General features: G+C 69.2%; 13 protein-coding genes and 1 tRNA gene. 3 read left to right on the top strand and 11 right to left on the bottom strand.

Annotation, left to right across the window (positions count from 1 at the left end; all coding sequences use genetic code 11):
- Positions 1-46 precede the first annotated feature (46 nt).
- Positions 47-1,408, bottom strand: a complete 1,362-nt coding sequence (locus FGM06_RS10410; protein ID WP_144799186.1) for an aspartate aminotransferase family protein — start codon at positions 1,406-1,408, stop codon at positions 47-49.
- Positions 1,409-1,606: 198 nt separating this feature from the next.
- On the opposite strand from FGM06_RS10410, the gene FGM06_RS10405 reads away from it, so the two are divergent.
- On the top strand, positions 1,607-1,756 hold the full coding sequence (locus tag FGM06_RS10405) for a rubrerythrin-like domain-containing protein (protein WP_144799185.1): 150 nt from the start codon (positions 1,607-1,609) through the stop codon (positions 1,754-1,756).
- A gap of 33 nt (positions 1,757-1,789) precedes the next feature.
- On the opposite strand, the gene FGM06_RS10400 is transcribed toward FGM06_RS10405, so the two are convergent.
- Both FGM06_RS10400 and sfnG read right to left on the bottom strand, forming a co-directional pair.
- The gene (locus FGM06_RS10400) at positions 1,790-2,386 is read right to left on the bottom strand and encodes an NADPH-dependent FMN reductase (RefSeq protein ID WP_144799184.1); all 597 of its coding nucleotides are present in this window, start codon (positions 2,384-2,386) and stop codon (positions 1,790-1,792) included.
- Positions 2,387-3,535 (bottom strand): dimethylsulfone monooxygenase SfnG, encoded by a 1,149-nt coding sequence (sfnG, locus tag FGM06_RS10395; RefSeq protein WP_144799183.1) that lies wholly within the window; start codon positions 3,533-3,535, stop codon positions 2,387-2,389.
- Positions 3,536-3,931: 396 nt separating this feature from the next.
- Here sfnG and FGM06_RS10390 point away from each other — a divergent pair, with 396 nt between their 5' ends.
- Positions 3,932-6,571: an ATP-binding protein gene (locus FGM06_RS10390; RefSeq protein ID WP_144799182.1), complete on the top strand. Its 2,640-nt coding sequence runs from the start codon at positions 3,932-3,934 to the stop codon at positions 6,569-6,571.
- A 384-nt stretch (positions 6,572-6,955) separates the two neighbouring features.
- Here the strand turns inward: FGM06_RS10390 and FGM06_RS10385 are convergent.
- The 3 genes from FGM06_RS10385 to FGM06_RS10375 form a co-directional block, all read right to left on the bottom strand.
- Positions 6,956-7,040, bottom strand: a tRNA-Leu gene (locus FGM06_RS10385).
- A gap of 84 nt (positions 7,041-7,124) precedes the next feature.
- On the bottom strand, positions 7,125-7,697 hold the full coding sequence (locus tag FGM06_RS10380; RefSeq protein ID WP_144799181.1) for a phosphatase PAP2 family protein: 573 nt from the start codon (positions 7,695-7,697) through the stop codon (positions 7,125-7,127).
- 63 nt (positions 7,698-7,760) lie between these two features.
- Positions 7,761-8,462 (bottom strand): endonuclease III domain-containing protein, encoded by a 702-nt coding sequence (locus FGM06_RS10375; RefSeq protein WP_144799180.1) that lies wholly within the window; start codon positions 8,460-8,462, stop codon positions 7,761-7,763.
- Between the two features lie 135 nt (positions 8,463-8,597).
- Here FGM06_RS10375 and FGM06_RS10370 point away from each other — a divergent pair, with 135 nt between their 5' ends.
- Complete coding sequence (locus FGM06_RS10370; protein WP_144799179.1) at positions 8,598-8,906, top strand: transcription initiation factor IIB family protein; 309 nt, start codon at positions 8,598-8,600, stop codon at positions 8,904-8,906.
- Positions 8,907-8,969: 63 nt separating this feature from the next.
- Here the strand turns inward: FGM06_RS10370 and FGM06_RS10365 are convergent, their stop codons facing one another.
- The 5 genes from FGM06_RS10365 to FGM06_RS10345 form a co-directional block, all read right to left on the bottom strand.
- Positions 8,970-9,608: a fibrillarin-like rRNA/tRNA 2'-O-methyltransferase gene (locus FGM06_RS10365; RefSeq protein ID WP_144799178.1), complete on the bottom strand. Its 639-nt coding sequence runs from the start codon at positions 9,606-9,608 to the stop codon at positions 8,970-8,972.
- Positions 9,605-10,522, bottom strand: a complete 918-nt coding sequence (locus FGM06_RS10360; protein WP_144799177.1) for an NOP5/NOP56 family protein — start codon at positions 10,520-10,522, stop codon at positions 9,605-9,607. The genes FGM06_RS10365 and FGM06_RS10360 overlap by 4 nt, the downstream gene beginning before the upstream one ends.
- A gap of 78 nt (positions 10,523-10,600) precedes the next feature.
- A complete protein-coding gene (locus tag FGM06_RS10355) occupies positions 10,601-10,843 on the bottom strand; it encodes a hypothetical protein (RefSeq protein ID WP_144799176.1) in 243 nt (80 codons plus the stop codon).
- A 74-nt stretch (positions 10,844-10,917) separates the two neighbouring features.
- Positions 10,918-11,700: a CBS domain-containing protein gene (locus FGM06_RS10350; RefSeq protein ID WP_144799175.1), complete on the bottom strand. Its 783-nt coding sequence runs from the start codon at positions 11,698-11,700 to the stop codon at positions 10,918-10,920.
- Between the two features lie 64 nt (positions 11,701-11,764).
- Entirely contained in the window at positions 11,765-12,559 is a 795-nt protein-coding gene (locus FGM06_RS10345) for a CPBP family intramembrane glutamic endopeptidase (RefSeq protein ID WP_144799174.1), read from the bottom strand.
- Positions 12,560-12,578: the final 19 nt, after the last annotated feature.

Here is a 12,578-nt window from a genome sequence, read left to right as displayed (position 1 = left end):
TAACGGGCGGCTCAGACGCCGACGGCGTCAACGTCGCCGCACGCCGCTACTCAGCGGTCGCAGCGATCGCGTCGGCGATGATCTCGGTGCCGACTTCGGCCTGCCGCTGCGTCAGGACGAGCGGCGGGAGCAGCCGCAGCACGTTGCTGTACTGGCCCGCCGTCCAGACGAGGACGCCGTGCTCGTAGCAGTACTCCTGGATCGCCTCGACGCGGTCGTCGTCGGGGTCGCCGTTGGCGTCGACGAACTCGGCACCGACGAACAGCCCCTTGCCGCGGACCTGACCGAGCCCCGGGTCGCCGTCGCCGGCGTCGCGGAGGCGGTCGCGGATCCACGCGCCGACCTCCGTCGCGTGGTCGAGCAGGTCGTGCGACTGGATGTACTCGATCGCGCGCAGGCCGCCGACCATGGCGGGGACGTGGCCGCGGTAGGTGCCCGCGTGGTCGCCCGGCCCCCACGTGTCGAGGTCCTCGCGGTACATCGTCCCCGACAGCGGCTGGCCGTTGCCGCCGAGCGCCTTCGCCGTCGTCATCACGTCCGGCGTCACGTCGTAATGCTCGGACGCCCACCATTCGCCCGTGCGCCCCATCCCGACCTGAATCTCGTCGAACACCAGCGGGAGGTCGTTCTCGTCGGCGATCTCGCGGAGCCCGGAGAGGAATCCCTCCGGCGGGACGACGACGCCGCCCTCGCCCTGAATGGGCTCGGCGAAGATGCCGGCCGGGTCCGTGAGGCCGCCGTACGGCTCCTCGATTATCGCTCTGACCTCCTCGAGCGCGCGGTCGACCGACTCCTCGGGACTCCGCCCCTCGCGGAACGGGTACGGGAACGGCGCGTGGACCACGTCGGGGAGGAGCGGCGCGTACGGCTTCTTGAACTTCTTGTTGGACGTGATGCTCATCGCGCCGGTCGTCGCCCCGTGGTAGGAGTTCCGGAAGGCGAGCAGCCCGCGGCCGCCCGTGTTGTACTTCGCGAGCTTGATCGACGCCTCGACGGCGTCGCTGCCGGTGGGACCGCCGAAGACGAACCGGCTGTTGCCGGCGAGGTCCCCGGGCGCGATCTCGTCGAGCTTGTCGATGAGGTCGAGGCGGGGCTCGGTCGGGAAGTCGACGGTGTGCGTGAGCTTGTCGATCTGTTCGTGGACGCCCTCGTTGACGTAGGGGTTCGCGTGCCCCACGTTGTAGACGCCGATGCCGGCGAAGAAGTCGAGGAAGACGTTCCCGTCCGCGTCTTTCAGCGTCGCGCCGCGCCCCTCCTCGAACGCGAGCGGAATGTCGTTCGGGTACGCGACCGCGCTGCTGTCGATCGCCTCCTGTCTGTCGAGGAGGCGACGCGAGTTCGGACCGGGAACTTGATCGACGCTCGGTTCCTCCGCGAAGTGTAGCTCGTGGATCGGCGGTCCCGCCATGGGTCAACCGATACAATACGCCCACATATGATTGGTGCAACCAGCAATCCATGACAGTGTACACGAAATCTGTTTTCGTCACGGCGAGATCGCGGCACCCGATGTCCGGATCCTCGCGAAAATGCGGATAACAGGGAGGGCCGGCGCGCTCGGCGTCGCACCCGACGGCTTATCTCCGAGCGGCGCCTCTGATACGTGATGACAAGGAACACTACTCCATCCACCGGTGAGGCGGTGACCCACTACGAATGCCGGGAGTGTCTCGCCCGCCACGGCGTCGCTGACAGGCTCTCGACGTGTCCCGACTGCGGCGGCGAGGTCGAGAACCTCTCGAAGCCGCGCGAGTAGCGACGGTCGTTCCCACGCACGCCGGTGAGACGGCTACACCGCGGGCCCGAGCGACCCGAGCGCCGCCGAGCCGTCGATCGCCGCCGCCAGTTCGACGGTGGCCTCGCCGAGCGTCGCGAGGCGCTCGCGGACTCTCCCGTCGACGAGCTCGCCGTCCTCGAAGTCGGCGCCGCTCGCGTACGTCGCGCCCCCGACCGCGTGGGCGCCGAAGAACGCGAACGCCGGCCGGAGCTCCTGGTCGACCGCGAGGAAGTGGTGGTCGGTCGCGCCCGTCGCGACGAGCCCGACCGCGGCGTTCTCGAACGGCGCCACGTCGCCCTGCCACTCGCCGCGGGGCACCATGTCGAGGAGGTTCTTCAGCGCGCCCGAGTACGACCCGCGGTAGACGGGCGTGCCGACGACGTACGCGTCGGCCTCGACGATCAGCTCGAGCGCGTCCGCGGTGTCGCCCTCGTGGTTGTCGATCCCGCGTCCGTCCGCGGTCGCGAGGTCGTAGTCGGCGAGGTGGAGGACTTCGGTCTCCACGCCACGCTCGTCGGCCGCCGCGTCCAGCGCGATCTCGACCGCGGTCCGCGTCCGGGAGTCGGCGGAGACGCTGCCGACGATCCCGAGGAGCGTTCGGTCGGTCATCTACCGAGCCACCTTCGCGCCGCCGACCGTCTCGATCTCGTCGACCCCGTCGACCTCGTCCGGATCGAGCGGGTCGGCCGACTCGACCGCCGGGATGACCGTCTCGCCGAAGCGTTCGAGCTCCTCGCCGTAGTCGAGGAACCCCGCGAGGACGACGTCGACGCCGACGGCGTCGAGCTTCCGGACGCGCTCGATTATCTGCTCGTCGGTCCCGATGAGCCCGGTCTTGAACCCGTCGTTGTACTGGACGAGGTCCTCGAAGTCGGAGTCCGACCACATCCCGTCGCCCTCGGCCGACGACTGGCCGGCCTGTTTCACCTGCTCTCTGAACGCGTCGACCGCCTCGTCGGTGGCGTTCTCGATGATCCCCTCGAGGACCTCTTTCGCTTCCGCCTCCGTCTCGCGCTGGATGACGAACGCGTTCGCGGCGAACCGGGGCGGCTCTGTCCCGAACTCCGCGGCGTACTCCTCGACGTCCTCGATGACGGCGCGGATCTCCTGGAGGCTCCCGCCGTTGATGAAGAGGACGTCGGCGTGTTTCGCGGCCATCTCCCGGGCCGCCTGCGAGTTCCCGCCCTGGAACACCTGCGGGGACGGGTCCTGCACCGGCTTCGGCTCCAACGGCGCGCCCTCGAACCCGTCGATGTCCTTCCCGATCGTGTAGAAGCGGCCGTCGTACGTCGCCCGGTCCTCGGTCCAGAGCGCTTTCAGGACCTCGATGAACTCCGTCGAGCGGGCGTACCGCTCGTCGTGCGCGAGCCACGGCTGGCCGAACCCGGTGAACTCGCCTTTGAACCAGCCGGAGACGACGTTGATCGAGAACCGACCGTCACTGATGCGGTCGGCGGTGGCGATGAAGTTCGCGAGCGGGCCGGGCTCCCACAGGCCCGGATGCACCGCGCCGATGACGTGTAGCTCGTCGGTCTGCGCCGCGAGCGCGTTGGCGATCGACAGCGCCTCCAGCTGTTTTTCGGCGCCGTAGCTGCCGAAGAACCGCGCCTGTGCGAGCGCGTAGTCGAAGCCGACCGCCTCCGCCGTCCGGGCGAGATCGAGGTTGTAGTCGTACGTCCAGTCCGTCTCCGTCTCCCAGTCCGACACGACCAGCCCGCCGCTGACGTTCGGGACCCAGTACGCGAACTCTGTGTCCATACCCGCTCATCCGCCCGGAACGGTTTAACGCGGGTCACAACGGCGAACGCTGTCGGGGGTCTCCGATACCGGTCGCGTTTGTGCAGGGACGCAGTCGGCGGCAAGCGTTGAGGATAGCTCGGTTTCGACTGGCGGTCGGGAGTCGGAAACCGATCGGAGACGCGTGCGCGGGACCGGATTCGAGCCGAACCGATCCGCATCCGCAAACATTTTCCAGATATATCTAAATGGAACAATCTGAATGCTTGGTATACCATGCCATAACCGTGGGATTTTTATCATAGACACATTACATGTCACTGGGTGATGTTGGTTTTATGACCACCGTCGGTACCCGCTTGGCATCCGTGCTACGGCACGGCCGACTCCGGCCGTCCGCCACCGGGGTGTCCTCCGATGAGTTCTGAATCGCCGTCTACCGAGAGCCCTCACGTCGAACTTTACGAGATCGTACAGCGGGACTGCGCGTTCGAACAGAAGGCGCAGGCCGCCCTCGAACTGGGGGAACGCTATCTCGGGGTCGACCACGCCCACCTCACGCGGATCGACCGAGACACGGACTTCTGGCAGGTCATCGTCAGCACCGACCCCCCGGACGGGAGCTTTCCGACCGGGCTGACGCTGGACCCGCGGTCGACCTACTGTCGGCGAGCGATCGACGAGACGACCTCGCTCGCGCTCCACGACGCCCCCGCCCAAGGCTGGGAAGACGACCTCGCGTTCGAGACCCACGGGCTACGCTGCTATCACGGCACTCCTCTCGTTCTCGGGGAGGACGTCTACGGGACGGTCTGTTTCGTTTCGGAGTCCGCTCGAGACGAGCCGTTCGGCGAGAGCGACACGCTGTTCGCGGAGCTCATCGCTCGGCTCCTGGAACGGGAGCTCGAACGGAAACGAACCGAAGAGACGCTAACGCTGCGTGCCAACTCGATCTCCGTGCTCAGCCGGGTGTTGCGTCACAACCTCCGCAACAACATGAGCGTCGTCCGCGGTCGCGTCAGAATGCTCCTCGACAGCATTCCCGACCACGCCCGTCCGGGATTCGACGAGACGATCCTGGAGAACATCGACCAGATCATCGCCCTGGGCGACAAGGCCCGGAAACTCGAACACGTCGTCTCCACTCAGTTCAACCGGGAGCCGGTCGCCCTCGAATCGCTCCTCGATAACCTGACTTCGACCGTCGGCGTCGACGACGGCGGCGCGAGGCTCACCGTCGAAGGGGCGACCGACATCACGCTCGAAGTGATGCCCAGCCTCGAACTGGCCCTCCGGGAGCTCGTGGAGAACGCCCTCACCCACGCCGACGATCCCGCCGTCGTGGTACGCGTCGAGGCGACGTCCGAAACCGTCACACTCAGTGTGATCGATAACGGGCCTGGGCTCCCCGAGCAGGAGCGGAAAGTGCTAGACCAGGGCGTCGAGACACCGCTCGTCCACGGGAGCGGACTCGGACTCTGGATGGTCCACTGGATCGTGACCACCCACGACGGCGGTATCGACACGACCGTCACCGACGAGGGCACGACCGTAACGGTAACGCTCCCCCGAGTACGTGCGGATCCGTCACCGATTCAGAACCGACCGCCCCGGACGCTCCAGCACGGCCGCGACCAGTTCGAAGCCGTCTTCGAGGAGTCCTTCGACGCGATGGTGCTCGTCAACGACGACCGAGTGATCATGCACGCGAACGAGCACGCGACCGGGGTGTTCGGGCTCACGCAGTTCGACCTCCTCGGGCTCACTCTCGACGAGTTCGCCGGGGACGTCTCCGAGCTCGAAGCGGCGTGGTCGGAGCTCCAAGCGACCGGAACGTACGAGGGAGAGCTCCCGATGGTTCGATCGGACGGGGACGAACGCGTCGTCGAGTATTCGGCCACGGCCGACATCGTACCGGGCCAACACTTGGTTATCGGACGCGACGTCACCGATCGGAGGGAGCGGGAACGCGCGTTCACGCGGAGCGAGAACCTCTACCGGACGCTCGCCGAGAACTTCCAACAGGGGGCCGTACTCGTGTTCGGCCCCGACCTCCGGTATCAGCGTGCGCACGGAGAGGGGTTCGAAAAACTCGATATCGACCCCGAAACCGTCGAAGGCGAACATATCAGCGCGATATTCGACGGTGAGACGCTGGAAACGATTCGAGAGCTGTACAGTTCGACGCTGGACGGCGAATCCAGACGGTGTGAGCTGCAGTTTTCGGACCGGGACTACTGCCTTCACTCCATCCCGGTCAGAGACGAGACCGGCGAGATTTTTGCCGGGATCGTGACGGCCCGAGACATCACCGAATATAAGCGACGTATCCGAGGGTTAGAGGAGAAGAAGGATCGCTTAGAGGAGAAGAACGCTCGCTTGGAGGAACAGAACTCCCGATTGGAGGAACAGAACGCTCGCTTGGAGGAGTTCGCCAGCATCGTGAGCCACGATCTGCGAAGTCCGTTACAGGTGGCCGAGAGCTGGTTGGAGCTGACCCGTGAAAACGGAGAGGAGTCACACCTCGAGAAAGTGCGACACGCCCACGGGCGGATGGAGGCGCTGATAGACGACCTCCTCACGATCGCCAGAGAGGGGAAGCCGGTCAGCGAGCCGGACCCGGTCGATCTAGGCGCACTCAGCGAGCGGTGTTGGCGGAGCTTCGAAACGCGCGACGCCACGCTTGAGGTACGGACGCAACGCACGATTTGGGCGGATCCGTCTCGCCTCCAGCAGCTGTTGGAGAACCTGTTCCGGAACGCGGTCGAGCACGGCGGGGAGGGCGTGACGGTCACGGTCGGCGATCTCGATCACGGGTTTTACGTGGCGGACGACGGACCCGGAATCCCCGAGGAAGACCGTGACGACGTCTTCAGTAAGGGGTATTCGACCAGCTCCGAGGGAACCGGATTCGGGCTCGCAATCGTCAAAGAGATCACGGAGGCGCACGGCTGGGATATCCGCGTGATACCGAGCGACGCGGCCGGCACGCGGATCGAAGTCACGAACGTTGATCTCGTTGGGAACGAGTCCGTTTCCGAGGGCGGATCCGGTTGATTCGCCGCCGAGTGAGACGACTCGGCGACTGTGCGGCTCACGAACCATTCGCCGCCGCGACGCGCGGGACCGGATTCGAACCTCACTTACTCCGCTTCGCTCCGTTCCCTGCTTCGAATCCTCGTCGTGACGCTTCTCCTCGCGAGAATGCTCGGAGAAGCATGCGCGGGACCGGATTTGAACCGAGGCGAGAAATGCTCGTCACTCCGTTCGTTGCGCCTTTCTCGCTGGGCTCAAATCCGCTCCTGCTCTTCGCTCACTTCGTTCGCTCATGCGCGGGACCGGATTTGAACCGGAACCAGACGTGCTCGCTTCGCTGCGCGCGTCTGGTAGGATTCGGATCCTCGTCGGGATGCCTCTCCTCGCGAACTGCTCGGAGAGGCATGCGCGGGACCGGATTCGAACCGGCGGACCCCTACGGGATAGCGTCCTAAGCGCTACGCCTTTGGCCTGGCTCGGCAACCCGCGCACGAACTACCGTACCCGAGTCGCTCAAAAATACCTGTCGCTACGGGAGTAACGGCCGCGACGTCGACTACCGCGGCTGGCGACGCTAGATGTCCGCCTCGAACGGTAATCGGTCGAGGACCGCCTCCTCGCCGACGCGGTCGAGGAACCGCTCCGCGAACACCACCGCGGCGATCCCGAGCCCGATCCCGAAGAGGGTGTCCGAGAGGTAGTGGGTGCCGAGGTAGATCCGCGAGAAGGAGATTAGCCCGGCGAACCCCGCGGCGACCGCGAACGGGAGCTCGTCGGAGCTCCACGCGATCCCCGCGTACGCCGTCACGGCGGCCGAGTGACCGGAGGGGAACGAGCTCGTGGTCCCGCCGCCGCCCTCGGTCACGCAGACCGGGTTCGACGGGAACGGGCGCTCGACGAGCGACATCAGCGCCCAGACGACGACGCCGAGCAGCGAGAGCGCGACGACGCTCTTCACGAACTCCTCGCGCCAGCCCGCGAGGTAGAAGAGGCAGACGAACACGACGCCGGCCGTGACGGAGCCGAGCCCGGTCATCGACGTCATCATCTCGGTCAGGAACGGCGTGCGGATCGCGGCGACGAACTCGGCGGCGAGCCGGTCGACCCACCGGACCGCGCTCAGGACCGCACCGATCTGCGCGTGCATGGATGGTCGTCCCTATCGGCCGAACGACCATAGGCGCTCGTGCTCACGCGCGGACGTTCGTTCTCAGGGGCAGAACTCGCAGTCGCAGTAGCGCGCGCAGACGGGGTTGTCGCAGTCGGCGGCGCGCGCCGAGCAGTGGGTCCGACCGTGCCGGATCAACAGCACGTGCAGCGGGTAGATCAGCTCGTCCGGCACCAGCTCGTCGAGCGCGTCGTGGGCGGCCTGGTTCGAGGCCGACTCCGGGACGAGCCCGAAGCGCTTCGAGACGCGCTCGACGTGGGTGTCGACCGCCATCGTCGGCTTCCCGAAGTGGAAGTTCAGGACGACGCTGGCGGTCTTCGGACCGACCCCCTTGATGTCGGTGAGCCAGTCCTTCGCGTCGTCGGTCGCCATCGCGTCGAGGAACGCCAGCGAGTAGGCGCCGCCGGTCTCCTCGCGGATCGCGGCGAGCGCGCGCTGGATCCGGGCGGCCTTCTGGTCGGCGAGTCCCGCCACGCGGATCGTCTCGGCGAGCTCGTCGCCGTCGGCCGCCTCGATCGCCGCGAAGTCGTCGTAGCGGTCGAACAGCGCCTCCGAGGCCCGGCTCGTGTTGGCGTCGGCGACGTTCTGCGAGAGGATCGTCGTCACCAGCTGGCGAACGCCCTCGCCGGGCTCGGCGGTCGGGTCGGCGCCGTGCTCGGCGACGCGGTCCACCGGCTCGTACAGCGACGTCAGGTCGTCGTGCAGCTCGCGCACCCGCGTCTCGTCCCACGCTTGCGTGGACATATCCGTGATACGGGCGACGCCGACTTCAGGGCGACGGCCGAGGCGACCCGAGCCCCCTTCGCCCGGCTCTCGGCGGCCCGCTCCGCGGCGGCTCCCCGCGCGGCCTTTTTATATCGTACCGTCCAAGGTCCGGGCATGTACCGAGCGAGCGATCGCGTCGACAACGCGGCGTGGATCGACCGGCTCGACGACGCGTGCGCGACGCTCGACCTCGACGAGGAGGCGCTCTCGACGGCGACGGACCTCTTCCTGTCGCGGGCGCCGGACGACGAGCGCGGCAAGCGCGTCGCCGCGGCCGCCAGCCTCTACGCCGCCGCGCTGATCCGCGGACAGGAGCGCTCGCAGTCCGCCGTCGCCGACGCGATGGACGTCTCTCGGCTCTCCGTCCAGAAGCGCTGGAAGCCGATCCTGGAGGACGCCGGCTTCTCGCCGCCGACGTGGTAGGCGGACCCGCGTCGAGGCCGCGGCGTCGCCACGGTCCGTCACTGCGGCGTCGCGACGGCTACGTTACCGCGGCGTCGCGACGACGCCGAGGTGGTCCTCGTGGTACCGGTCGAGCCGCCGCGTCTCCAGGATCTCGTACGTCTCGCGGAGCTCGTCGAGCGCGGCCTCGAACACGTCGCTCGGCTCCGCGGTGGCGTCCTCGCTGCGCGCCTTCACCGCGAGCAGCAGCCGCCCGTCGTCCGCGAGGAACCGCGCGTTCCGCGCCGCCACGGTCGCCTGTCCCCGCGTCGCCACGTCCTGGACGACGACGTCGACGTCGGCCTCGACGACGTGCGCGTACGTCTCCGGCTTCCGGGCGTCCTTCAACAGCGGGAACAGCCGGTCGCGCGGCTCCGCGGCGTCGAGGAGGTCGCGGGCCGGACGCGGGGCGAACTCGACCGCGTAGGTCGGTCCCGCGAAGTCGGCGACGTGGCTGACGGTCGTCCCGCTCGCGGCGCCGAGGTACAGCACCGTCTCGCCGCCGGCCAGCCCGGTGTCGAACCCGAGCTCGAGCATCCCGCCGAGCTTCGAGCGCTCCGGGTCCCACGCCCGCCAGCCGTCGGCGGTCGGCTCGCCGTAGACGGACGGGCCGCGCGTCGCCAGCCGCGTCTCGCCGGCGATCTCGCGGCGCTCGACGCCGTCCGGCAGGTCGGGCTCGCTCACGCGTCGCCCTCCGTCTCCGCGGCGGCGTCGTCGGGACCGCCGCTCTCGTCGTCCGCCTCCGCCCGCGCCCGGATCGTCGCCATCCGCTCGCGGAGCTCCGCGTGGAGCGTCTCCCGGCGCTCCCCCGCGTAGTGGTCGACGCGGGCCGCGAGCGTCAGCTTCCCGGCGAGCGCCCGCGCGGCCGACCCCCGGTCTTCGGGCCGGGTGTTCCGGACGTAGTCGTGGGTGAAGATGATCCCGTGTTTCGGCGAGGGCGCGCGCCCGGAGAGGTGCGCGAACAGCGCGTCCTCCGCGCCGAGCACCTGCACCGTGCCGGAGGGCTTCTTCGCCAGCGACTCCAGCCCGCCGGCGAGCGCGATCAGTCGCGCCGCGAGCTCCGGCCCGGCCATCTCGGCGAGGTTCGGCGCCACCGCGGGCGCGACCCGGTCGATCGTCTCGGCGAGCGCGTCGCGCTCGGCGGCGAGGTCGGTGACTCGTTCCGCGAGCGAGACGGCCCGGCGCTCGAGTTCGGTTTCGGGCTCCCGTGCCGCCACCGCGCGGGCGCCCTCGATCCCCGGCTCCGCGTCGTCGAACAGGCTCCCCGCCCACTCGGCGGCGCGCTCGGCCAGCTCGTTGGCGGTGCGCTCGCAGTCGTCCATCGCCCGCACGGCGTGGATCAGCTGCTGATCGTCGGCGCGCTCGCGCTCGCGGACGGTCGCGCGGGTCGCCGCCACGGCCGCCTCGTGGAGCCGGTCGTAGTAGTCGTCGGTCGACTCCGCGAAGCCGGAGTCGACGGCGAGCGCCGGCCAGTCGCGCGGCTCGTCGGCCTCCCCGCTCGCGATCCGGTCGCGGGCGGCGGCGGCCGCCTCGTCACCGGCCGTCTCGTCCCCGGCGCGGCCCGCGAACCAGGCCGCGTCGTCGTCGGTGTCCGTCATTACCGGCGGCTACTCGCCCCCGGCGTATAGGCGTTCCCGAACGGCCACGGGCGCTCGGTGGCCCGGCTCGTCGCCTCGCTACGCGGTCGTCGCGTCGTCGGCCTCGTCGAGCGCCTCGTCATCGTCGTCCGACCGGAGGGCGGCGAGGAAGCCGCCCGGATCGGAGCGGACGTCCGCGACGGTCGCGCCGGCGAACGCGCCGAGCGCGGCGCCGCTGCTCGCGGCCTGTCGACTGATCAGTCCGCCGACCGCGGCGCCGGCGGCCCCGCCGACCGCGGCGAGCGTTGCCCGGGAGAGCGCGCGTCGAATACGTGATCCCATGTCTGACACGTTTCCGTCTAATTACAAAAAGCCACCTGTCGTCGACCCCGGTCGCCGACGCTCCGCGTCCCCGGTCACTGCAGCCGCTTCGTCGTCTCCACGAGGGGATGACGCGCGTAGTCGACGACCTCGATGTCGGTGATGGCGTCCAACCCCTCCTTCTCGGCGGTCTTGGCCATCCCGAGGTCGACCGCGCGCTCGGGGACGATCACGTACGCGTCCATCGTCTCGATACCCGCCTCGTGGGCGGCCATCACCCGGTGGTGACCGTCGGCGAGGTGGAGCGTGCCGCCGTTGTCGATGACGACCAGCGGCTCCGCGAGCCCGCGTTCCAGCTCGTACTGACGCCCCTCCAGCTCGTCGGCGTACACCCGCGCCTGCGTCGGAATGAGGTCGGTGAGTCGGACCTCCCGTCGCTCCTCGGTGAGCGCGACGCCGTGGATCTGCTCGAGGGTCCGCATCAGCTTCCCGACCTTGCTCGGCGTGGCGCGCTCGATCTGCGAACGGACCACGTCCGTGTTCGAGATGATCCCCACGAGGTTGTCGGCGTCGTCGACGACCGGGAGCCGCTGGATCCCGGAGCGGAGGATGACCCGGGCGGCGTCGGTCACCTTCATGTCCGGGTGCGCGACGATGAGGTCGTCGGACATCACGGTGAAGACGGGGGCCTCGTCGTCGGCGAGCAGCAGGTCGGCGGCCGAGACGAACCCCTCGACGGTCCGGCCCTGCGTGACGGGGAACCCGTTGTGGCCGTCGCTCTCGGCCATCCGCCGAGCCACCTCGCCGACCGTCTCGTCGGGGCTCACGGTCTCGACGTCGCGGGTCATGTACTCGCCGACGGTCGGTTTCCCGCTCATCGTCCGCCGTAAGTCCCGGTGGAACAAAAAGGGGGCGGAGCCGCTCCCGACCGCGACAGATTCGCTACGGCCCTTCGTGGGCGGCGAACTCGGCGGCGTTGACGACGTAATGAGCGACGACGGGGACGAGGAGGCTCCCCGTGGCGACGAACAGCCCCGCGAGCGCGAGTCCGAGCGCGCCGGCGACGGCGATGCCGAGGCGCCCCTGCGCCCCGTGGCCGAGGCCGAAGGCGACCGACGAGCCGACCGCGAGGAGCCACGGATCGACCGCGAAGCCCGCCGCGAGCGCGCCCACCAGCGCGCCGCGGAACAGCGCCTCCTCGAAGAGCGCGACGACCGGCAGCGCGACGCCGAGCAACAGGACCCACTCGCCGGCCGTCCCGGGAGCCATCGCGGCGCGGAGCCGGTCCGACGGTGCGAGGCCTGCCCGCGTCCCGAGCCGCGCGGCCGCCTCGTTGCCGGCGGCGAGCCCGACTCCCGCGGCGACGCCGAGCCCCGCGAGCGCGGGGCTTCCGAGCGACGCGAACGCCGGGAAGCCGAGCGTCGGGTGCGCTCCGCCGATCCCGAACGCCGCCGCCGGCACCGCGGTCCACCACGCGACCGCGACGAGGACGACGAACCCGACCGTCTGCGACGTCGCGGCGTTGGCCAGGAGGAGCCGCGTCGTGAGCACCGGGCGGCCGTCGGGCGGCGCGTCGGCGTCGTCGCGCTCTCCCTCGAATTCGCGTTCGACGTCGACCTCGCTCCGGGAGTCGGCGATCCGCGCCCGCTCCAGCAGGCGCTGAGAGCGACGGGTGAGATAGAGAAGCGACAGCGTCAGGGCGGCGGTCGCGAGCGCGAACGCCGCCCAATTCGGCATCGGGAGTGGTGGTGGGGCG

This window comes from Halorubrum depositum (assembly GCF_007671725.1).
GTDB lineage: Archaea > Halobacteriota > Halobacteria > Halobacteriales > Haloferacaceae > Halorubrum > Halorubrum depositum.
Note: the sequence above shows the minus strand (reverse complement) of the source record. Positions and strands in the feature narration are given on the sequence as shown.

Excerpts from the sequence above, each read along its gene's own strand:
- FGM06_RS10390 (WP_144799182.1), top strand. The coding sequence starts at position 3,932 with ATGAGTTCTGAATCGCCGTCTACCGAGAGCCCTCACGTCGAACTTTAC.
- FGM06_RS10355 (WP_144799176.1), bottom strand. The coding sequence starts at position 10,843 with ATGGGATCACGTATTCGACGCGCGCTCTCCCGGGCAACGCTCGCCGCG.
- FGM06_RS10350 (WP_144799175.1), bottom strand. The coding sequence starts at position 11,700 with ATGAGCGGGAAACCGACCGTCGGCGAGTACATGACCCGCGACGTCGAG.
- FGM06_RS10370 (WP_144799179.1), top strand. The coding sequence starts at position 8,598 with ATGTACCGAGCGAGCGATCGCGTCGACAACGCGGCGTGGATCGACCGG.
- FGM06_RS10400 (WP_144799184.1), bottom strand. The coding sequence starts at position 2,386 with ATGACCGACCGAACGCTCCTCGGGATCGTCGGCAGCGTCTCCGCCGAC.
- FGM06_RS10345 (WP_144799174.1), bottom strand. The coding sequence starts at position 12,559 with ATGCCGAATTGGGCGGCGTTCGCGCTCGCGACCGCCGCCCTGACGCTG.
- FGM06_RS10410 (WP_144799186.1), bottom strand. The coding sequence starts at position 1,408 with ATGGCGGGACCGCCGATCCACGAGCTACACTTCGCGGAGGAACCGAGC.
- FGM06_RS10375 (WP_144799180.1), bottom strand. The coding sequence starts at position 8,462 with ATGTCCACGCAAGCGTGGGACGAGACGCGGGTGCGCGAGCTGCACGAC.
- FGM06_RS10360 (WP_144799177.1), bottom strand. The coding sequence starts at position 10,522 with ATGACGGACACCGACGACGACGCGGCCTGGTTCGCGGGCCGCGCCGGG.
- FGM06_RS10405 (WP_144799185.1), top strand. The coding sequence starts at position 1,607 with ATGACAAGGAACACTACTCCATCCACCGGTGAGGCGGTGACCCACTAC.
- FGM06_RS10380 (WP_144799181.1), bottom strand. The coding sequence starts at position 7,697 with ATGCACGCGCAGATCGGTGCGGTCCTGAGCGCGGTCCGGTGGGTCGAC.
- sfnG (WP_144799183.1), bottom strand. The coding sequence starts at position 3,535 with ATGGACACAGAGTTCGCGTACTGGGTCCCGAACGTCAGCGGCGGGCTG.